Raw genomic sequence first — 21,112 nt, 5'->3', positions numbered from 1 at the left:
ACTTATGAGCCAGGAATCCCTGGACGAGCCCCAAACTGATCAGAGACCGGCGACTCTCCCTTGGATTGTCGCCGGTCTCCTGGGTCTATCCCTGGCCGGGCTCACCGCCTGGGTGGGGTGGAACAACTACGATCTGGGCACACTAGACCGCCCCGGACCCGGATTCTTTCCCCTGCTGGTGGCCGGGTTCCTGGCCCTGACCTCGGTTATCGCGCTGCTGGAATCCCGGTGGGCGCGTTTTTCCGATGAAACCATTCCCTGGCGCCGCTTCGGCATCGCCGTTGCCATCATCCTCGGCGGGGCACTGGCGCTGCCCTATATCGGTTTCCTCGCGGTAGCCTTCATCGGCGGAACAGTGCTCGCGGTACTGATCGAAGGCAGCTTCCGCTGGCGGATCCCCATCGCGATGGCTGTGATGACTGTGGCCGTCTGGCTGATCTTTGAATACGTCCTGGAGATCAATCTGCCATGAACCTGTTGAACACCGTCATGGCCATGGGCCCCATGGAGGGCCTGCTCCACGGACTCAGCATCGCCCTGAGCCCTGAACTTCTGCTGGCCGCCCTGGTCGGTGCCCTGCTGGGCACCATCATGGGTCTGGTCCCCGGTATCGGACCGGTCACCGGTGCCGCCATCCTGCTGCCGCTGACCTATGTCTTCGATCCGCTGACCGGGATGATCGTCATCGCCGGAATGTTCTACGGGATCATGTACGGCGGCTCCACCACCTCAGTGCTGCTGAATATGCCCGGTGAGGCACCCTCCGTAGTTTCCTCATTCGAGGGCTATCCCCTGGCCAAACAGGGCCGGGCCGGTCCCGCTCTGGGTGTCATCGCCATCGCCTCCTTCGTCGCCGGAACCGGCGGTGTGATCCTGATGAGCTTCGTGGCCGCTCCGGTCGCCCAGGCCGCCGTGGTCTTCGGCTCCGCAGAATTCTTTGCCCTCACCCTAGGTGGGCTGATCGTGCTGGCCCGGATTATGGGTGGGTCCCTGGCCGGGGGCCTGCTGCCCCTGGCGTTCGGTCTGTTCCTCGGCATCCTCGGAGAAGACGCCATCAGTGGAGCGGCCCGCTATACCTTCGGCGTCCGGGAGGTCTCCCAGGGTGTGAGCATCGTGGCCCTGGCCGTGGGGCTCTTCGGCCTGGCCGAGCTGCTGCGGATCATCATCCACCGCGGCGATACCCCCTATGTCGGCTCCCTGCGCTGGCGCAGCCTCATCCCCACCCGCGACGATGTCCGCAACTCCTGGGGCAGCTGGTTCCGCGGCGGCGGCATCGGCTTCGGCATGGGACTGCTGCCCGGCCCCAGCATCTCGCTGGCCACCCTGCTCAGCTATAAGGTGGAGTCCCTGTTCGGCCGGGACCGCAAGAAGTTCGGCAAGGGCGCCATCTCGGGCCTGGCCGGCCCGGAGGCAGCCAATAACGCCGCCGCCACCTCCTCGATGATCCCGCTGCTGGCCCTGGGTCTGCCCTTTTCCGCAACCCTTGCGGTGATGCTGGTGGCCATGCAGGTCCACGGCATTCAGCCCGGCCCTCAACTGGTGAGCACCAACCCCGATCTTTTCTGGGGGCTGATCGCCTCCCTGCTGATCGGCAACATCATGCTGCTGGTGCTCAATGTGAACTTCATCCGCCTCTGGGTGGCCATGCTGCGGGTGCCCAACTGGATCCTGTTGCCGACTGTGGTGGCCCTGTGCTGGGCCGGCATCTACGCCTTCCGGCTCAGCTGGTTCGACCTCGCAGTCGCCGCGGTACTGGCGATCCTCGGCTTCTTCATGATCCGGTACAACTTCCAGATCGTCCCTGTGCTGCTGGGCGCACTGATCGGCCCCCTGGTGGAGCGGCATTTCCGTCAGGGACTCACCGCCGCCAATGGGGATCTCACCTATTTCTTCTCCCAGCCCATCGCCGTCGGCATCTGGATCACCGTGGCTGTACTGGTGCTGGGCCTGCCGATCATGCGCTGGTTGATGATCCGCCGCGAGAACTCTGAGAGCTCGGCTGCGACGACTCCCCCGGCAGCAACCAGCTAGCGGTCAACAAGGCCCGACGACGACGCAGCTGAGCCGCAGCGCCCTCTGGCCACTCAGGGGCGGGGCACTAGGCCCTCACGGCCCCCGGAGACCCAACCGGAGTTGAAGCTGCGCTCACCGGCCACCTCGGCGGCCAATCCCTCGAGCTGTTCCAGGGCCGCGGCGCTGACGGTTCCTCCGCTGCCATCGGCACCGAGTCCAGCCTGCAGCTCATTCCAGTGCTTGGCGTACCGGGTCCCCGGAATCGGTGAGATCGTCGCACCGAAACCTGCTGCCTTCTCGAACAGCCAGCTCAGGGCCAGTGCTGCAGTGGGGACACTGACCTCGGCGGCAATTTGCCGAACCTTCTGCGCCAGCTGCTGGTTATGTGTGAGGTTCTCTCCCTGGAACCAGGGGAAGTTATGTCGACCATCGCCCTCGGTGAGGTCATCGGGGCTGAAATGGTCAGTCAGCAGTCCTCGTCCCACCGGGGAGTAGGGAACGAAGCCGATACCTAGTTCGGCCACTGCAGGCAGCACGTGGACTTCAACGTCCCGGGCGAAGATGCTCCATTCGGACTGCACTGCACTGAGCGGGTGCACCGCATGGGCCCGCCGGATCTCTTCTCCGGTGGCCTCGGACAGCCCGATGCCGCGAACCTTACCGGCCTCGACCAGTTCCCCCAGTGCCCCGGCGCTCTCCTCGATGGGCACCTCGGGGTCCACCCGGTGGAGGTAGTAGAGATCCACATAGTCAGTGCCCAGCCGGCGCAGACTGTGGTCGATCTGCTCTTTGATGTAGGCAGAGTCGCCGCGTGCCCGGCGCTGGCCGACTCCCCCGCCCTTTTCGATGCCGACCTTGGTGGCGAGGACGAACTCATCCCGGCGTCCGGTGAGGAATTTGCCGACGATTTCCTCGCTGACCCCGTCGCCGTAGATATTGGCGGTGTCGATGAAGTTCACACCGGATTCGGAGACATGCTCCAGCAGCTGAAGTGCCGCGTCCTCGGCGATGCTGCCGTAGGCGCCGGCGATCGACATGGCGCCGTAGCCGATATTGGTGGTGGTCAGCGCAGCCTGACCGGTTCCGAGAGTGACAGTGGCAGGTGTTGGCAGGGTCTCAGGCTGTGCGGAATCAGTCATGCATCAGAGATTACAGCCAACCAGCACCGGTTCGGGATGCAGTGTCACATTGAAGCGCTCCTGCACCTTCTGCTGGGCTGCCCGGGCCACTGTCATGAGGTCTGCGGCCGTGGCCTGCCCGCGGTTGGTCACTGCCAGTGTGTGTTTGGTGGACAGGGAGGCCCGCCCATCGGTGAGCTCAGCACCGAAGCCTTTCTGGCAGCCTGCCCGGTCGATCAGCCAGGCCGCAGAGAGCTTCACCAGCGGCTCCCCCTCCGCTGAGGTGCCTGCGGGGAACAGGGGTGCCCCCTCGGGCAGTTCAGGAAGCGACGAGGCCGGCAGGATGGGGTTGGTGAAGAAGGATCCGGTGGACCAGGTGTCGTGGTCCTCGGCGTCGAGGACCATGCCTTTGCCGGCACGCAGCTGGAGCACCTTCTGCCGGACCTCGGCCAGCGGGGCTCGGCGCTGTTCCTCCTGTGCGGCAGGGTCCAGGCCGAGGCTTCTGGCGAGTTCGGCGTAGCGGACCGGTGCTGAAAGCGCCTGGCCGGCACGGTGGGTGAGCCGGAACCGGACCGAGAGAACAACGTAGCGGGGTGAGCCGTTGATCGTTTCGCGTTTGAGCAGGGAGTCCCGGTAGCCGAATTCCAACTCGGCGTTGCTCAGCTCAACCAGTTCGTCCTCGGCGCGGTCCCATGCCCGGATGTCCAGCAGGGTCTGGGAGACCTCGGCACCATAGGCTCCGACGTTCTGCACTGGGGTGGCCCCGGCTGCCCCGGGGATTCCGGAGAGCGCCTCGAGGCCGGTCAGGCCACGTTCGACGGTCCAGGCCACGGCCTGGTCCCAGTTGTGTCCGGCTGCCATGGTGACGGTGACGGCGTCGTCGTCGGTGTTTGTGGCTGGTTCGGCGCTGATACCGGTGAACGCCAGTTGCAGGACGGTTCCGGGGAAGCCCTTGTCATTGACCACCAGGTTGGATCCTCCGCCGAGCACCAGGAGGCTGTCCTTACCGGCGGCGCGCTCAGCCGCAGTGGGCAGGTGGTGTTTCTGCAGCACCTCGCGGGCGGTGGACTCATCCTCGGCGAGGATCCACTCCCCTGCCGGGCCGCCTACCCGGACGGTGGTATGGTCCCGGAACTGCCGGGGGGTGCTCTGGTTCAAAGTGGTCACAGCGGATAAGCCTACCGGCGACTATTCGCCCAGGGGGTTGAGCACGCGGCGCAGGAAATCCTGGGTGCGGGGCTGGCTGGGGCTGCCGATGACCTCATCAGCGGGGCCCTCTTCGACGACCACGCCTTGGTCCATGAAGACCACCCGGTCGGCGACCTCGCGGGCGAAGCCCATTTCGTGGGTGACCACGATCATGGTCATTCCGGCAGTGGCGAGGTTACGCATAATGCCCAGAACATCGCCGACGGTCTCCGGGTCCAGTGCGGAGGTCGGCTCGTCGAAGAGCATCAGGGAGGGTTTCATGGTCAGCGCCCGGGCGATGGCCACGCGCTGCTGCTGTCCGCCGGAGAGCTGTGCCGGCCGCCGGTCGGCGAGGTGGTCCAGTCCCACCAGCTCCAGCTGGTGCATGGCCCCCCGCTCGGCATCGGCCTTGGGCTGCTTGAGCACCCGACGGGGGGTGATGGTGCAGTTCTCCAGGACTGAGAGATGCGGGAAGAGGTTGAACTGCTGGAAGACCATGCCGATCTGCCGGCGCATGGCATCAAGGTTCACATCGGGATCGGTGGCCTCGAACTCGCCGACGGTGATCCGCCCGGAGTTGGGGTCCTCGAGCCGGTTCACACAGCGCAGCAGGGTGGATTTGCCGGAGCCGGAGGCGCCGATGAGGCAGACGACTTCGCCGGGGTTGACGGTGACGCTGATGCCTTTGAGCACCTCGTTATCGCCATAGGACTTATGCAGGTCCTCGATGACGACGCCGGCTGGTGCGGTTACTTCTGTGCTCATTTGACCCCTGCCGTAACTGGGGATTCGGTGGCTTTCTTCTTGCCGCGGCGTCGGGAGGACTTCCCCGGTGAGCGTTCCTCCATGCGGCGGGCCAGGATGGACAGCGGGACGGTGATCAGCAGGTAGCAGGCACCGGCGACCACCAGCGGGGTCATACCCGCACCGTACTGGAGGATGCCGTCGCGGCCGATCTTGGTCAGCTCGGCGGCGGAGCCGGCCATACCGACCACGAAGATCAGTGAGGAGTCCTTGGTCAGCAGGATCGCCTCATTGGTCAGCGGCGGCAGCACGATCCGGAATGCCTGCGGGATCTGGATGGTGACCATGGCCCGCCAGGCCGGCATACCCAGAGCCCGGGCGGCCTCCATCTGGCCCTTCGGCACAGCTTGGAGACCGGCCCGGATGGTCTCAGCGATATAGGCCGATCCCACGATGGCCAGGGCCGCTGAGGCGGTCTGGAGGGTTGAGAGGTTCAGCCCAAAGGCCAGGGATGCCCCGAAGCCCAGGGCGATGAACACCAGGATCGCCGGGATACCGCGGAAGAACTCGATGTAGATCGTGGCAATCCAGCGGTAGACCGGGAAGCTGGCGATCCGCATCAGGGCCAGCACGGTGCCGCCGAGCAGTCCGAAGAGGAACCCGAAGAAGGTGTACTGCACCGTGTTCCAGAGGCCGATGGTGATGACCTCGGGGAACATCCCGGAGACATTCTCCAGATCGAAGAAGCTCCGGCGCACAGCGCCCCAGTCGATGATCAGGATCAGGGCGACCAGGATGGCCACAAATATTCCGGCCTGGATTCCCAGTGAGAGTCGGGCCCGGTCTCGGTTGGATAGCGCCATCAGCGGTCAACCCACCCCTTCGGAGTGCTCAGCAGCAGGGTGACTCCTCAGTCCTCGTCCTCGTCGTTGTCATCGTCGTCGTCATCTTCCTCAGCTTCGCCCTCGTCGGGGGTGTCATCGGAGTGGAACCAGTTCTGCTGGATTTCCTCGAGGAGTCCCTCGGATTCCAGTGCGGCCAGAACTTCGTTGACGGCGTCGATGAGTTCCTGGTTGTCCTGCTGGGCTGCGATGCCCAGCTGCTCGCCGGTGTCGATCTCCTCGACGAATTCGAAGGCGTCGTCGTCGCCGGCCTGGTAGCCGATGATGGAGATATTGCCGATCAGAGCCTCAACCTGTCCTGCCTCCAGGCCCTGCAGCAGCAGTCCGGAGTCCTCGTACTGCTGGACATCGAGGCCGAGTTCCTCTTCGGCGTAGGTGTGACCGGTGGTGCCGTTCTGGACACCCACGGAAGCGCCCTCGAGGTCATCGAGGGAGGTGATGCCGGCTTCGGCGGCGGCCAGCAGACCCAGGTTGTCATCCAGGTAGGGGTCGCTGAAGAGCATATTGCCCGCGCGCTCCTCGGTGATGGTCATACCGGAGATGACCAGGTCGCAGTCCTGGGATTCCAGGGCGATGCCGGATTCCAGGCCTTCCCAGGAGGATTCGATGATCTCGAGATCAAGGTCCAGGGCATCGGCGATGGCGGCGGCGATGTCGATGTCGTAGCCGACCACATTGCCATCGGTGTCGTAGTACTCGAAGGGCGGGTAGGGAACATCGGAGCAGACCTGCAGTTCGCCCTCTTCGAGGGTCTGGACATCGGCGTCGATGTCGATATCAGTCTCCACCTCGGATTCGGCGTCGACGTCTTCTCCGTTGTCGTCGCCATTGTCGTCACCGCAGGCGGTCAGTGCCAGGGCGGCGATCGAGGCTGCGGCCAGTGGTTTCAGCCACGGCTTCTGCTGAAGGTCAGCAAGGCTGGTCATGGTGTGCTCCCCATTCCATGGTGCGTTGAGTGTGAGTGCTTCGAGATTATACGCATCCGGCCTGTTTCACGGATATCACGCCGCTCAACTCTGACCGGAGGGTGCTGAAGGGCCTGGTCAGCCGAAGCTCACCACGGCCTGAGATTTGGTGAGCACCTTGGTGCGTTCTTCGCCTTCGACCAGTTCGACGGTGAGGTCCACCCGTGCGGTTTTTGAATCCTCGTCGAGCTTGCCGATTTTGCCGGTGACGGCCAGTTCTGCGGTGGCGGTCTCCGGGGAGCCCTCGGCGGCGTCGGGCACCGGGACAGGTTTGGTGAACCGGGTCTGGTAATCGGTGACTGCGGCCGGATCGCCTGCCCAGTCGGTGACCAGTCCGACGGCGGCCCCCATCGTGAGCATGCCGTGGGCAATGACTCCATCGAGACCGACTTCGCGGGCGAAGCGTTCATTCCAGTGAATGGGGTTGTGGTCCCCGGAAGCGGCCGCGTAGCGGATGAGGTCGGCGCGGGAGAGGCTGAAGGTGGTGGAGCCGATGTTCTGACCCTTTTCCAGCTGGTCCCAGGTGGGTGTGGGGCTCATCAGTTCTCCTCTTCGTCGTCGGCACGGACCAGCAGGCTGGAGGTGACGGTGGCACGGCGGGTGCCGTCCTCGGTGTGGATTTCGGTGCTGGTGGTGACCATGGCCCCGGCGCCCATGATGCGGATGCGTTCCAGGGTGGTGGCTGCGGTGAGGTTGTCACCGGCGGTGATGGGGCTGTGGTGGGTGAATCGCTCATCGGCGTGGACAACCCGGGAGAAGTCGATGCCGACTTCGGGGTCTTTGACCACTTCGGCTTCGGCCTTTTGAGAGACGACGACGGCGAAGCTCGGCGGGGCGATGATGTCGCGGTGGCCCAATGCCTGGGCGGCTTCTGCCTGGTGGTGGGAGGGGTGCTGGTTCTTCACGGCAACAGCGAATTCACGGATGGCCTCGCTGCCGACCTGGTAGTCCACGCTGGGATAGGTGTGCCCCTCGCGGGCGGTGTTGATGCTCAAGTGTTTACTCGCTTCCGGCTGCGGATTGGCGGTTCCGGATGATCTGGGTGGCCTGGCGTTTGCGCAGGCCGATGCCGATCACGTGGCTGAGGATTCCGGCGCCGATGAGGATCATCCCGGTGGTGCGCAGTGCGCCGATGTCTGTGAATGCGGCGGTGATCAGCGCCAGGATTCCGAGGAACGTGGCGCCCATGCCGATCACCAGGGCAGCCCGGTATGCGGGGGTGCCTGTGCTCCATGGGTCCAACTGCGCGTTATTGGTCATCGCTGGACCATTCTAAGTGGGATTACCAGCCGACGCCGTTGCTCTGGTCTTCCTCGGACTCATCGTCGTCGTTGTTTCCGGTATTGCCGAAGGGACCGCCGGTGCTGCCGCCGGCGCCTTCGCCCTCGCGGTCGATGCCGATGTCGTCGAGGTAGAGCCGACCGCCGGCGGAGAAGTCGAACCGGTGATTCTCCTCGTCGTAGGTGACCGTGCTGTGCTCGGTCTCACCCTCGTATTCGACAGTGCACTCGGTGGAGCTGCCATCTTCGAGGTCGATACCGCTGTCGCAGCTGAGGTCAAAGTCCATGCCGGCGGGGGCGTCGCGGCCGAGGGCCTCTTCGAGTTCTGACTGCGAGAGGTCCTCACTGCCACATGCGGTCAGGGTCAATATGGCCAGGGCAGCAGCAGCCAAGAAGGTTTTCTTCACGAAAGTCTCCAGACAAAAGGAAGGAGTTTGAGCTTAGTGCCATCCTATCGGCGCGTGATTTCGCGCCTTCGCGCATTTCAGCATTACTACGCGAGTGCGGCCGGTGGTTGAGGAGAAAGCGATGGCGGCAAAGACCTCGCTCTGGGTCTCTGCCGCCATCATCAACCTCGCATTGGGCTCGGTCAGGGCTTACTCATCGGGGACGGGGAAAGACGAAGGCCCATGCTCTTCGAGTTCCGGGTCGTCGAGATCAATCTCGGCCTCTTCGTGCCAGGTGAAGCCCATGTGCGGTTTTGCTCCGTCATCTCCGTCGATCACACCTTGGTAGATCGCCAGAGTTTCATACTCTTCGCCGTCGTTGGTCTCATACGTGCAGGTTTGCTCTGCGTCCTCTTCCCGGTCCAGAGCCCCGTCGCAGTCGGCTGAGGCGACGTCGCCGTCGCGGAGATCGAACGCAGCGTGGTGACCAAAGAGCGAACCGACATAGCTCGGGGCAAGATTCTGCGCCGCTGGTTCGAGGAACGTGTATTGCCGACCTTTGCCGACCGCATACTGCCCTTTGATCTGCCAGCCGCGCGCATTCTCGCCACTTTCCGCGTTCCCGAGCACGCGCCATTGGATGATGCCCTCATCGGGGCTGTAGCTCAGTCTGCCGGAATGACCATTGCCACCCGCAACACCAAACACTTCGAACCCCTCGGAGTGGCTTGCTTCAACCCCTGGCATGGCCCAAATCGATAGGCGCATAGGGAGAATGACACCTTAAACACCTGGCTGTGTGGAGATGCCGAAGGCCCCGGGCGCTGATGCGATCCGGAGCCTTACATATTTGGGATTCTGTAGCTGTGGGCGGGCTCGAACCGCCGACCTCACCATTATGAGTGGTGCGCTCTAACCGACTGAGCTACACAGCCACGGACGATGGCTCGTCCAGAATGAGAATTGCCCGGGCGCAGCATAGATAAAACTGAATCAGTTTAGAACTGCTGCGCCGCGGGCTCTCATTCGGAGCCCCAACCGGGAATCGATCCCGGGACCTCAGTCTTACCAAGACTGCGCTCTACCACTGAGCTATTGGGGCAACGGCAGTACACTTTAGCACCAGTTTGGACCCGGTCTCAAATCCGCGTACTTCCGCATGCTAATGGGCATCTCTCAGCCGCCCTCACACCGGGCTCCAGCCACCTCATAGGCTCGAGCGAGGAGCCCCGTGAGGCGGCTTGGAGTCACCTACTCAGCCGATCAGCGCTTGGCAAAACCGCCCTTGCGGGGGCCCTTTTTATCGAACTTCTTGCCGCCGTCGAACTTCTTCTTGAAGCCACCTGTGCCATGGGGGCCGGAGTCCAGTTCGATGTTCAGCTGACGGCCACCCACCCGGGCCTTGCCCAGGGCTGAAAGCTGGTCCCGCGACAGATCCTTCGGCAGCTCCACCAGGGAGAAGGTCGGGTAGATATTGATGCTTCCCACCTGGTTGCCCCGGAGGTTGGCCTCACCGGTGATAGCCCCAACAATATGCCCGGGGTTCACACCGTCCTTCTTACCCACGGCGATCTTGTAGATCGCGTTCCCCGGATCAGCAGAGGGCTGACCGTGCTTACCGCCGCGGGGACCACGCTCGCGGTCGCCGCGACCACCACGGTCCTCCCGGTCGAAGCTCTGGTTAGCAGCGCGCGCAAGATCATCCTCAGCCTGCTCATCCAGCAGCAGCGGCCGGCCGTCGTGAACCATAGCCACCAGCGCAGCGGCAACATCCTCAGCCGGGGTGTTGTGCTCCGAGACATAGCTGGTGACCAGACCCCGGTACTCCTCCAGCTCCTCACCGGCCAGAGTCTGGGTGATCCGCTCTGAGAAACGCTCCAGACGCGAAGCATTCACATCGGCCACAGTCGGCAGGTTCATCTGCTCAACCTGCTGACGCGTTGCCTTCTCGATGGCCCGCAGCAGACGCTTCTCACGAGGAGTCACGAACAGGATGGCCTCACCGGAGCGCCCGGCACGGCCGGTGCGCCCAATCCGGTGCACATAGGACTCAGTGTCCAGGGGGATGTCGTAGTTGAAGACGTGACTGATCCGCTCCACGTCCAGACCGCGGGCGGCGACATCGGTGGCCACCAGAACATCAATCCGGCCGTCCTTGAGCTGCTCAACAGTCTTCTCACGCAGGTTCTGCGGGATATCCCCATTGATCGCCTGGGCGCGGAACCCACGGGCGCTCAGCTTCGAGGCGACCTCCTCAGTGGCCGAACGGGTGCGCACAAAGACAATGGCAGCATCATGCGGCTCAGTCTCCATGATCCGGGCCAGGGCCTCAGGCTTGGCGTGGTGCTTGATGAACACGAACCGCTGACGGATATTGGCACCGGTGGTGGTCTTAGTCTTCACCGCCACCTCCACCGGATCATTGAGGTAGTCCTCGCTGATCCGGCGGATGGCCTTGGGCATAGTGGCGGAGAACAGGGCAACCTGCTTAGTCTCCGGGGTCTGGGCCAGGATCTTGTCGACTTCCTCGGCGAAGCCCATGCGCAGCATCTCATCGGCCTCATCCAGGATCAGGTGCCGAACCTCGGAAAGGTCCAGAGATCCCTTGGCCATATGGTCGATGACGCGGCCAGGGGTACCGACCACAACATTGGCTCCGCGGCGCAGACCGGCCAGCTGCGGCCCATAGGGAGCACCGCCGTAGATGGGCAGCACAGAGATACCGTCAGTCTTGGCCGCATAGCTGCTGAAAGCCTCAGCCACCTGGATCGCCAGTTCGCGGGTGGGAGCAAGAACCAGCGTATTGGGCGCAGACCCGAGGTCGCCGGCGTCGTAGGACTGGGCCATATGGGTCAGGGCCGGCAGCGCGAAGGCTGCGGTTTTACCGGTCCCGGTCTGGGCAAGCCCGACGACGTCCCGGCCGGCGATCAGGTGAGGGATGGTCTCTGCCTGGATGGGCGAGGGGTTCTCGTAGCCCATCTGCTCGATGGTCTCCAGGACCCGGGGATCTAGTCCCAGCTCGTTGAACGGTACGGTCTGCTGCTGTGTTTCTTCGGTCACTATGACTCCTTAGTCACAATTGGGGCGGACCAATCCCCTGCGAAAACGCTTCGGTGGCAAGATTCTTCAACCACTGGTGCTCGAACTGGGCATGCTTTGGGCATGCCTGCAGTGCATGGGCACAGCAGGATTCATCAGGTGGTTTTCACACGGAGGTGTTCACAGGGACGGACCGCTATTGGGGTTCCGGAGTTGCCCGTGACACAACACAAGAGTCTCGACCGGACCTACCGCCCGGAGGTTAGTCGGGCGCGCCAGGAGTCTGCACAGATAAACGGGATATCCGGAGGACTCCACTAGTCTACGGCATCAGTCACTGATTTCCCGCATCGGGGTTCTGCTGCTGGCCTTGACCTGGGGATTGACCAGGATTCTGCTCCTGGTTCTGCCCGGTTTCGGTCTGCGGGTTCTGCTGCGGCGGGGCCCACTGACCCTGTTGAGGTGGCTGATACGGATAGGGCTGCTGGTACTCCGGCTGCTGCTGCGGGTTGCCCTGGTGATATGGCTGCCCCTGCGGCTGTTGGAACTGCTCAGGCTGCGGGTATCCAGGCTGCCCATAACCGGGTTGCCCCTGAGGTTGCTGGAACTGACCGGGCTGCTCATAACCCTGCCCCTGGTAGCCCTGCTGAGGGTACTGATGCGGCGGGTACTGATAGGGATCCGGCTGCTGCGGCTGCTGGGGGTAAGCCGGCTGCTGCACGGTATAGGGCTGGGTCGGCGCGGCACCGGGAGCAGCATAGGCCGGCTGCTGCTGAGGTGCGGATTGCTGACCCTGCTGACCGTAGGGGGCCTGTTCCTGCTGAGCAGGATCGTAGGTGGGCGCTGGGTTCCTTGGCTTCTTGGCTCCCCGGATGAACAGCGGCATCACGAATCGTGACAACAGCTCGACGACGAGGCCCACAATCATCAGAATCAGGAAGGTCCACCATGCCGGGGCCACAGAGATGTCTGCCGAAACCATGCTCATCATGTCCATACTGAAGTGAGTCTGGCTGAAGAACATCAGCAGCAGACCCAGCAGGCCGTAGCTCAGCGGCAGAGTCAGCCATCCGGTGACGGCGCGGAAACCGCGGGTGCGCTTCTCCCGGGCCTTGGCCCAGACCATGGCAGTGGCCAAAACGGCGATGACGCCCAGTGCGATGGCAATCGTGAGCTCCCACCACTGGAAGCCCTCGAAGATGACACCGGAGATCCAATCGGAGTCTTGGACATCATCAGCGAATTCGGAGCCGAGTTCGCTGTTCTGCATATCCTCCAGCCCGGAGCTCCACAGGTAGAAGGGCGCAGAACCGGATTCATTCATCTCACCGGAGGGATCGATTTCGGAGTTGGCGCGCATTCCGCCTGAGAAGTAGTTCGCACCCGAGGTCATCCAGACAATGGACATCGTTCCGGCGTTGGAGGCCCAGGTGAAGAAGGACACCAGCATGCTCCAGCCCTCATCGATGACCAAACGCACCGTGGTATAGATGATCGCGGGAAGGCTGAGGATCAACACATGGGTAGCCACTGCCTTGGGGGCCTTATTGCTCGAGGGAAGCAGCTTGCTGAGTCCACGGGGTGCAGTGGACTTCTCCTTCGGCGGCAGGGTGACCATCAGACCGATGATCAGGTAGAAGACGAAAGCGCCGATGAAGAGGCTGAACCCGGCAGTGCTGACAGTGAAGGACATGTCCATATCACTGACATCGACGTCGAAGAACTGCCCCATCTCTTCGAGGTCATCCTGGGTCATGCCGTCGGCCTCCATGGCCTGAGTCATGTCCAGGGACTGCCGGAATGTGGTGGCCCAGGTGAGCAGGAGGGTGAGTCCGGCCAGGGCGGCAGAGACCAGAACGCTGACGATGATCTTGGCTCCGGCGTGGAGTTCAGCCAACTGGGACTGTGCACCGCGGCGGGCCATCTTCCGTCCCGCCCAGACAGCGATGGAGGCTGCGATTGCGGCTACCAACAGGTTCGGCAACCAGGCCTCGACGACCATATCGGGGCTGGCGTTGAAGCCGGTCCCCGCGAAGATCTCACCGAAGAAGTCCGGCAGGCTCATCTCGAACTGAATCTGTCCGAAGAGCCACATTCCCGCGATTTGGAAGGGAACAGTCAGAATCGCCAACCAGTCGCTGAAATCGGGTGTGCCGAAGAGGTCAGTGAATTCTCCGATGGCCTCACTGTCGGGCAGATCGCTGGTGCTCACTGCGTCGATCATGAAGCCGATGGCAGTCAGCACCGAAAGGACCAGCACGACGGCGTAGCCGATGAGCATTGCACCGAGTGCTTTGAAGAAATGGCGGGGACGCAGGCCTTTCAGGAAGGCCGGCATCTCAGGTGCCGACGGGCCCTGATCCTGCGTCTGCACAGGAGAGTACTGCTGCTGGTAATAACCCTGTTGATACTGTCCTTGCTGATAGGGATCAGGCTGGTAGCCAGGCTGCTGCCCCTTGCCCTGCGGCTGCTGCTGGTAGGGATCCTGGTACGGCTGGCCGGCCTGCTGGGGCGACTGCTGTGGGTCCTGGGGCCACTGACCCTGTGCTGCTGGGTACTGCTGCGGCGGATACTGCGGAGCCTGGTAGTGCTGTGAGGAGTCCTGAGGTTGACCCGGCTGAGGCTGCTGGGGCGGGTAGCTGGGAGCCTGCTGTTCGGGCTGAGCCTGCCAGGCGGGGTCCTGCTGAGGGGAAGCCTGCTGTGGCGTGTATGGCTGTTGTGAGGTCTGGGCCTGGTCCGGAGCAGTGGGCTGCTCACCGGGCTCATGGGACGGCTCCTGGGGGCCCTGAGGACCGGGGGTGTTCCCGCCCTCCCCCTGAGGGTTTTGCCCGTCCTCATGCTCCTGATTGGTCACTGCGACTCCTCATTTTCTTTCCGCCCAGACTGCGTGACAGTTCCACCTTAGACGCATTTCTTGGTGTGTCCTGGAAGTTGTCCGAACGGTGACAGGTCGATGGAAACGGACTATGGGCCGGCTCCCCTCCGTGGAGGGGAGCCGGCCCATAGTCATTTCTTTACGAATATTTAGTTACAGCCTGAGCTGGTCAGCTCTGCGGCGGTGCCGGCGGCTGCCCCGGTGCAGGGGGCTGTGGCGGCTGGTGGCCGCCACCCTGCTGCGGAGGCTGCTGCGGCGGGTAACCGGGCTGCTGGCCTGGCTGCGGCGGCTGCGGCTGACCGTGTTGCGGGGGCTGGCCCTGGGGAGGCTGGCCCTGCGGCGGCTGCTGGGGTGGGTAACCCGGCTGCTGCGGGTAGCCACCGTGCTGCGGGGGCTGCTGGTAGCCGCCCTGGTGCTGGGGAGGCTGCTGCGGCGGGTAGCCCGGCTGCTGCTGGGTGCGCTGCGGGGCGGTAGCTCCAGCGAACTCGTGGGGCTTGCCCACAGCCAGCAGCTTCTTGATGCTGCCGGGCAGGAACCCGACGATGAAGGGGGAAACGAACCGGGAGAGCACATCAATGACCACACCGATGACGATGAACAGCGCGAAGGTCCACCAGGCCGGTCCCAGGTTGAAACTATCGGTGAAGATGTACCGGCCGAAGAAGGTGAAGATGACCGCGACCAGGAGGTAGATAGTCGGCAGGGTCGCCCAGGACAGTGGGTTGGCCAGGGCCTGCTTCCGGTTGTCCCGGACCAGACGCCAGCTCAGGGATGCTGCGAACAGAGCGATCAGGCCCAGCAGGATGCTGACCAGCACCTCCCACCAGGCGAAGTGGCCGGTGTAGAAGCTCAGGGTGTCATCACTGGTGGTTTCACCGAAGAGTTCGGCCGCCACGCTTGCTTCGGAGACTCCACCGGAGTTCAGAACCACAAAGGCGCCGATAGCGGCCTGGCTCATCCAGGCGAAGAAGGTGAGGATGCCTGCAGCACCGAGTTCTTCGCTGCCGAAGTTCCAACCCACGGGACCGACTTCAACACCGAAGAAGATGATGGTGTAGATCCATGCGGGGATGGCGATGATGAGGAAGTGCACTGCCACCACGCGCCATGCACCGCCAGCTGCGGGCAGGAAGCGGGAGAAGATCCGGCCGATCCGGCTGAGCAGGCTGACCGGGGTGGCGATCAGGAAGGCCACGGTGAGGTAGGTCAGGAATGCACCGAAGAACAGGGCGAATCCGGTGACCGACTGGGTTCCGCCGTCGCCGCGGTAGGCCAGGGCGAAGCTCAGCAGCAGAGTCAGCAGGCCAGCTGCCAGGGAGAGGGCTGCCACGAGCAGGATCTTGGCGCCCCAAGCGAGGTTCTCCAGGGGCTCCTCGCCCTTATTGCCGAACTTCCGGGCGATCTTGATCGCCACGAAGGCTGCGATCACCAGCAGGATGATATTCGGCGCCCACATGCCGCCGTCGTAATCGGCGTGGCCGAACACACCGAAGAGCCAGAGGCCGGCGAACTGGAAGGGGAAGGTGAAGAACGCCCAGGGCGCGGAGTAGCTGTCGAAGACCGCACCGGAGCCGATGACGTCACCGATCTGCAGACCAATGACGGTCAGCAGGCCGACGACGACCAGGATGCCGTAGAGAACACCGAAGCCGATGCCGAAGGCAGCCAGGTGACGACCGCGCACGGCCTTAAGGAAGTCGGGGACCGAAACCTCAGCATCATCCTCCCCCTGAGGCTGCTGCTGGTAACCCTGAGGCGGCTGCTGGTACTGGCCCTGCGGCGGGTATCCACCCTGCTGCGGCTGCTGCGGGTAACCGCCCTGCTGCGGGGGCTGCTGATACTGCGGCTGCTGGTACTGGGGCTGAGCCGGAGGCTGCTGTGGCGGTGGTGCAGCACCAGGTGGCGGGGCGGGGTTTGGCTGCGGGGGGTTCTGAGGCTGCTCAGGACCCGGTCCGCCGGGGTGGTTCGGGTTATCCGTCACGTCCGACTCCTCGTTCTTTCAATGGTCTGTCCGTTCCGGCTCTTATAGCCCTGACTATAAGAACGGCTAGCTCCACCTTACGCAATCAAGGTGCACTGGTGGTGATCCAGCACAGAAAAGTCATCTGACGAGACCATTCGGTGCTGGACCACCGCATCAGCGCTGCTCAGATGGGGACTTTACTGGCCCCGCTCAATCCACTCCTGCAGTTTGGGCGATTCCTCACCGATCCGGGTGGAGGGGCCGTGGCCGGTGTTGACCACTGTGTCACCGGGAAGTTCGAACAGCTTGGTCCGGATGGACTCGATGATGGTGTCGAAGCTGCTGAAGGAGCGACCGGTGGCTCCGGGGCCGCCCTGGAACAGGGTGTCGCCGGAGAACAGCACGGGCTTGCCCTCCAGCTCCTCGGCGAAGAAGCAGGTGGATCCCGGAGAATGCCCGGGTGTGTGGAGGGCCTTCAGCTGGATGCCGGCCACGGAGAAGGTATCGCCCTCCTGAATCTCGGCATCGGGTTCAACACCCTCGAAGACCTGGTCCCAGAGCATCCGGTCCTCAGGGTTGAGGTGGATCTGACCACCGATCTTGCTCTTGACCTCCTGGACCTGGCGGATGTGGTCATCATGTCCGTGGGTCAGCAGGATGGCGGCCACCCGCCGCCCGCCGACTGCCGAAACCACAGCCTCGACATCGTGTGCGGGGTCGATGACGATCACTTCGGAATCGTCGCCGACAATCCAGACATTGTTATCCACCTGGTGGGTCTCGCCGTCGAGGGAGAAGGTACCCGAGGTTTCCAAATGGTCAATACGTGCAGCCATGTTCTGTTACTCCTTCGTTGGGTGATGTACTTCTGGCTCAGGCGGAGAGTTCGACGACGGAGCGCAGCACATCTCCACGGTTCATGGTCTCGAAGGCTTCCTGGACCTGGTCCAGTTTCACCCGCTCGGTGACGAAGGCATCGAGGTCCAGTTTGCCCTGCTGGTAGAGGTCCACCAGCATCGGGAAGTCCCGGGAGGGCAGGCAGTCGCCGTACCAGGAGGACTTCAGGGATCCGCCGCGGCTGAAGAAGTCCTGCAGCGGCAGCTCGATCTTCAGGGTGGGATCGGGAACCCCCACCAGCACCACACGACCGGCGAGGTCACGGGCGTAGAAGGCCTGCTTATAGGTGGCCGGGATGCCCACGGCGTCGATGACCACATCGGCACCGAATCCTCCGGTGAGCTCCTGGATAGCCTCCACGGCGTCGGTCTCCTTGGAGTTCACCGTGTGGGTTGCGCCCAGCTCCTGAGCCTTCTCCAGCTTCCGGGGGTCAAGATCCACCGCGATGATGGTGGTGGCACCGGCCAGTTTGGCCCCGGCGATCGCGGCAGTTCCGACGCCGCCGCAGCCGATGACGGCCACAGATTCGCCGCGCTTGACCTCACCGGTGTTGATCGCAGCACCGATTCCGGCCATCACACCGCAGCCGAGCAGGCCGACGGCGGCATTGGAGGCGTCGTCGACGTCGTCGATCACTGTGCACTGTCCGGCAGCGACCAGGGTCTTCTCGGTGAATGCTCCGATGCCCAGGGCGGCTTCCAGTTCGGTGCCGTCGGTCAGCGTCATCTTCTGTTCGGCGTTATGGGTGTCGAAGCAGTACTTCAGATCGCCCTTCTTACAGGCCCGGCACTCGCCGCAGACGGCCCGCCAGTTGAGGATCACCTTGTCGCCGACCTTCACATTGGTCACACCGTCACCGATTTCGGAAACCCGCCCGGTGGCCTCGTGGCCGAGCAGATAGGGGAAGTTGTCACCGACCTCGCCCTGCTGGAAGTGCTGGTCGGTCTGGCAGACGCCGCAGGTGAGCACATCGACGATCACCTCACCGGGGCCGGGGTCGGGGACGATGATCTGGGTAACTTCGGCCGGAGCGTCCTTCTCAGTGACGATAACTGCGTTGACGGTATGCGGCATGGCAGGCTCCTTCTGCTTACAGGTGCTTGAACTCGGTCTACAGGTGCTACTTCGAGCCTAATGGAGTGTGATCTATGACACTAGGGGTCGGTTAGCTTCTCATTCGCGAGGCCGTGGGGTCGAACAGCGGCTCCTGACTGACACTCGCCCGGCTACGCTCTCCAAAGTATGCCACTTCTAAGGTGGTTCCGACCTGGGCGTTTTCGTTCGGCACCCAGGCGTAGGCGATGGAGGCGCCGATGGTGTAGCCCTGGTCCGCACTGGTGATGTAACCGATGGGTTCGCTGCCCCCTTCGGCGTAGACCGGCTCATGGCCCATCAGCACCCGCGCGGAGTCCTCCAGGGTGAGACAGACCAGCCTGCGGGTGGGGGTATCAGCCCCCAGTTCGGTGAGTTTCTGTGCTGCGGCCCCTCGTACGGCGAACTCCAGTCCGGCTTCTGCGGGGGTGTGCTCGGCAGTCATATCGGCACCCCAGAGCCGGAAGCCCTTCTCGAGCCGGAGGCTTTCGAAGGCCCGGCGGCCGACCGGAAGAATATGCTCGCCCTTTCCGGCGGTCATGAGCTCATCCCAGAGGTAGCGGCCGAATTCGGCTGGAGCATAGAGCTCCCAGCCCAGCTCCCCCACATAGCTGAGCCGCATGGCCAGCACCGGGACACCGGCGATGCTCAGTTCCCGGCAGCGGTAGAAGCCGAAGGCCTCGTGGGAGATATCCTCCTCGACCAGCGTGGCCAGAACCTTACGGGCTGCCGGCCCCCAGATCCCGATGCCGCAGGACCCGGAGGAGGCATCGGTGAGACTGAGCCGGTAGCCGAGTTCGCGCATCTTCTGCTGCAGCCAGGCGGCGTCCTGATTGCCATTGACCCCCAGGTGGTAGGCATCCTCCCCGGTACGGGCAATGGTCACATCAGAGAGGATCCCGCCGTTGTCATTGAGCATCAGGGCGTAGACGATGGTGCCGACCTTCTTACCCACGGGCCGACTGAGGGCACCCTGCTCGGCCAGTTGAGTCAGGAACTCGGTGGCTCCAGGCCCACTGAGCTGCAGTCGGGGCAGGGCGGACATATCCACCAGGCCCACTGATTCACGCAATCGCTGGGCTTCGACGGCGACCACTGGGTTCCAGTGCTGGGCGGCCCAGCGGTCGCGTGGGGGCAGAGGGTGCTCCCCGAGCATCGGCACCGCTGGAGTTCCATCGGGCAGGGTCATATTGGACTGGTACCACAGGGGCCGCTCCCACCCATTGGCCACACTGAAGGCCGCCCCCTTACCGCGTTGGCGCTCATAGAAGGGTGAGGTCCGCAGCCCACGCATGCGCAGGGTGGAGGATTTGGGATGGACGATGTCGTAGACCTCGTCATAGGACTCCTCACCCTGCTCGCGGCTCCACTGTTTGGAGGTCAGGATGGGGTCGAAGCGGTTGAGGTTGAGGCTGTGCGTACCGATGCCGGGATCACCGTTGACGATCCATTCGGCCATCACCTGCCCGACCCCGGCAGATTGAGTGACCCAGACGGCTTGGGCCATCCACAGCCCCTCGGTGGCCGACACCGGTCCCAGCAGGGGCCCGCCGTCGGGGGTGAAGGAGAAGATCCCGTTGAAGGATTTCTGTTCATCCAGACTGCTCCCGCGCAGAGCGGGGATAAGTTTCTGCACTTCCTCCCAGGTGGACTCGTAGTCAGCCCGGGTGAAGGGGTGGATGGAGGCTTGGACCCCGCTGCGCCGGGCCTCTTCGGGGCTGGTGATCTGGTGGTGCTCCACCGGCAGGGGCTGATGCTCATAGGCGCCGATGGCGATCCGGTTGCCCCATTCGCGGAAGTACATGCCGTGACCCTGGTGGCGCAGCATGGGGCGGGCAACTTCCGTGGCCTCATCCAGGGAAGTCACCTCTTCCACCGGTTGGCTGAAGCCGAAGCCGTGCTCCACCGGCAGCATGGGGATCTCCAGGCCGAGCAGTTCCCGGGCCAGGCCCGGCCCCCAGAGCCCGGTGCAGCAGACGACGACGTCGGCTTCGAGCAGCTCGGGCTCTGCCGCGGCTCCGACCGGGAGAATTTCGACGCCGGTGACCTTATCGGCACTGCGGCGGATGCCGGTGACCTTGGTGTTGGCCAGAATGCGTGCGCCACCGGCAACGGCTCGACGGGCCTGGAATTCCACCGCCCGCACGCCCTTGACCACCGCATCGGTGGGGGTGTGCAGACCGCCGAGGACCTCCGAGGTATCCAGCCCGGGCCAGAGGCGAGCGACCTCCTCGGGTGAGATCAGCTCGGCGGGGACACCCCAGGATTGAGCGAAGCCGTAGCGGCGGTGCAGCTCCTGGAGTCGCTGTTCAGTGGTGGCCAGTTCGATGCCACCTACACGTTTCATCACCCATTGGCCGCCCACTTCGGCGCCGTCGAGCTTATCCAGGGTGCGCTGGGCGAGCTCAGTCAGAGCCTTATCTGGCCCCGTCTGGAAGACGAAACCGGGGGCGTGAGAGCTGGAACCCCCGGTTTCATAGAGCGGCCCTTGGTCCACCACAGTGATGTTCTGCCAGCCGCGCAGGACGAGCTCATCAGCCAGTGAGGCACCGACGACTCCCAGTCCGATGATGACCACGCGGGGGCCGCCTGAGGGGGCATAGTGCGACATATGTCCTCCAAATGTTGCGCTAGTTGCAACAGGGTTTAT

18 protein-coding genes and 2 tRNA genes are annotated in these 21,112 nt (G+C 63.7%); 2 read left to right on the top strand and 18 right to left on the bottom strand.

Annotation, left to right across the window (positions count from 1 at the left end):
• Positions 1-4: 4 nt before the first annotated feature.
• On the top strand, positions 5-472 hold the full coding sequence (locus tag HGQ17_RS03115) for a tripartite tricarboxylate transporter TctB family protein (protein ID WP_168886513.1): 468 nt from the start codon (positions 5-7) through the stop codon (positions 470-472).
• Complete coding sequence (locus HGQ17_RS03110) at positions 469-2,031, top strand: tripartite tricarboxylate transporter permease (RefSeq protein WP_168886512.1); 1,563 nt, start codon at positions 469-471, stop codon at positions 2,029-2,031. The genes HGQ17_RS03115 and HGQ17_RS03110 overlap by 4 nt, the downstream gene beginning before the upstream one ends.
• A gap of 53 nt (positions 2,032-2,084) precedes the next feature.
• On the opposite strand, the gene HGQ17_RS03105 is transcribed toward HGQ17_RS03110, so the two are convergent.
• The 18 genes from HGQ17_RS03105 to HGQ17_RS03020 form a co-directional block, all read right to left on the bottom strand.
• Positions 2,085-3,152, bottom strand: coding sequence for an aldo/keto reductase (locus HGQ17_RS03105; RefSeq protein WP_168886511.1), 1,068 nt, complete (start codon positions 3,150-3,152; stop codon positions 2,085-2,087).
• Positions 3,153-3,155: 3 nt separating this feature from the next.
• Positions 3,156-4,298 (bottom strand): UDP-N-acetylmuramate dehydrogenase, encoded by a 1,143-nt coding sequence (locus HGQ17_RS03100; protein ID WP_324615166.1) that lies wholly within the window; start codon positions 4,296-4,298, stop codon positions 3,156-3,158.
• Positions 4,299-4,319: 21 nt separating this feature from the next.
• Positions 4,320-5,084 carry an amino acid ABC transporter ATP-binding protein gene (locus HGQ17_RS03095; protein WP_168886510.1) on the bottom strand — a complete coding sequence of 255 codons (765 nt, stop codon included), beginning with the start codon at positions 5,082-5,084 and terminating at the stop codon, positions 4,320-4,322.
• Complete coding sequence (locus tag HGQ17_RS03090; RefSeq protein ID WP_168886509.1) at positions 5,081-5,926, bottom strand: amino acid ABC transporter permease; 846 nt, start codon at positions 5,924-5,926, stop codon at positions 5,081-5,083. The genes HGQ17_RS03095 and HGQ17_RS03090 overlap by 4 nt, the downstream gene beginning before the upstream one ends.
• A gap of 47 nt (positions 5,927-5,973) precedes the next feature.
• Positions 5,974-6,891: a substrate-binding periplasmic protein gene (locus tag HGQ17_RS03085; RefSeq protein WP_168886508.1), complete on the bottom strand. Its 918-nt coding sequence runs from the start codon at positions 6,889-6,891 to the stop codon at positions 5,974-5,976.
• 117 nt (positions 6,892-7,008) lie between these two features.
• Positions 7,009-7,470: a MaoC family dehydratase gene (locus HGQ17_RS03080; protein WP_168886507.1), complete on the bottom strand. Its 462-nt coding sequence runs from the start codon at positions 7,468-7,470 to the stop codon at positions 7,009-7,011.
• On the bottom strand, positions 7,470-7,925 hold the full coding sequence (locus HGQ17_RS03075) for an FAS1-like dehydratase domain-containing protein (protein WP_168886506.1): 456 nt from the start codon (positions 7,923-7,925) through the stop codon (positions 7,470-7,472). Before HGQ17_RS03075 ends, HGQ17_RS03080 begins: the two co-directional genes overlap by 1 nt.
• 4 nt (positions 7,926-7,929) lie before the next feature.
• Entirely contained in the window at positions 7,930-8,190 is a 261-nt protein-coding gene (locus HGQ17_RS03070; RefSeq protein ID WP_168886505.1) for a hypothetical protein, read from the bottom strand.
• 22 nt (positions 8,191-8,212) lie between these two features.
• On the bottom strand, positions 8,213-8,617 hold the full coding sequence (locus HGQ17_RS03065) for a DUF4333 domain-containing protein (protein WP_168886504.1): 405 nt from the start codon (positions 8,615-8,617) through the stop codon (positions 8,213-8,215).
• 189 nt (positions 8,618-8,806) lie between these two features.
• Positions 8,807-9,364 carry a hypothetical protein gene (locus HGQ17_RS14985; RefSeq protein WP_211090398.1) on the bottom strand — a complete coding sequence of 186 codons (558 nt, stop codon included), beginning with the start codon at positions 9,362-9,364 and terminating at the stop codon, positions 8,807-8,809.
• Between the two features lie 93 nt (positions 9,365-9,457).
• Positions 9,458-9,531 (bottom strand) — tRNA-Met (locus HGQ17_RS03055).
• Between the two features lie 95 nt (positions 9,532-9,626).
• Positions 9,627-9,698 (bottom strand) — tRNA-Thr (locus tag HGQ17_RS03050).
• 161 nt (positions 9,699-9,859) lie between these two features.
• Positions 9,860-11,656: a DEAD/DEAH box helicase gene (locus tag HGQ17_RS03045; RefSeq protein WP_324615165.1), complete on the bottom strand. Its 1,797-nt coding sequence runs from the start codon at positions 11,654-11,656 to the stop codon at positions 9,860-9,862.
• Between the two features lie 313 nt (positions 11,657-11,969).
• Positions 11,970-14,489, bottom strand: a complete 2,520-nt coding sequence (locus HGQ17_RS03040) for a hypothetical protein (protein WP_168886481.1) — start codon at positions 14,487-14,489, stop codon at positions 11,970-11,972.
• Positions 14,490-14,679: 190 nt separating this feature from the next.
• A complete protein-coding gene (locus tag HGQ17_RS14980) occupies positions 14,680-16,491 on the bottom strand; it encodes a hypothetical protein (protein WP_211090397.1) in 1,812 nt (603 codons plus the stop codon).
• Positions 16,492-16,670: 179 nt separating this feature from the next.
• Complete coding sequence (locus HGQ17_RS03030; protein ID WP_168886503.1) at positions 16,671-17,309, bottom strand: MBL fold metallo-hydrolase; 639 nt, start codon at positions 17,307-17,309, stop codon at positions 16,671-16,673.
• A 37-nt stretch (positions 17,310-17,346) separates the two neighbouring features.
• Positions 17,347-18,444 (bottom strand): S-(hydroxymethyl)mycothiol dehydrogenase, encoded by a 1,098-nt coding sequence (locus HGQ17_RS03025; protein WP_168886502.1) that lies wholly within the window; start codon positions 18,442-18,444, stop codon positions 17,347-17,349.
• Positions 18,445-18,535: 91 nt separating this feature from the next.
• A complete protein-coding gene (locus HGQ17_RS03020; protein WP_168886501.1) occupies positions 18,536-21,073 on the bottom strand; it encodes a GcvT family protein in 2,538 nt (845 codons plus the stop codon).
• Positions 21,074-21,112: the final 39 nt, after the last annotated feature.

It is taken from the genome of Nesterenkonia sedimenti, assembly GCF_012641515.1.
Classification (GTDB): Bacteria; Actinomycetota; Actinomycetes; order Actinomycetales; family Micrococcaceae; genus Nesterenkonia; species Nesterenkonia sedimenti.
Note: the sequence above shows the minus strand (reverse complement) of the source record. Positions and strands in the feature narration are given on the sequence as shown.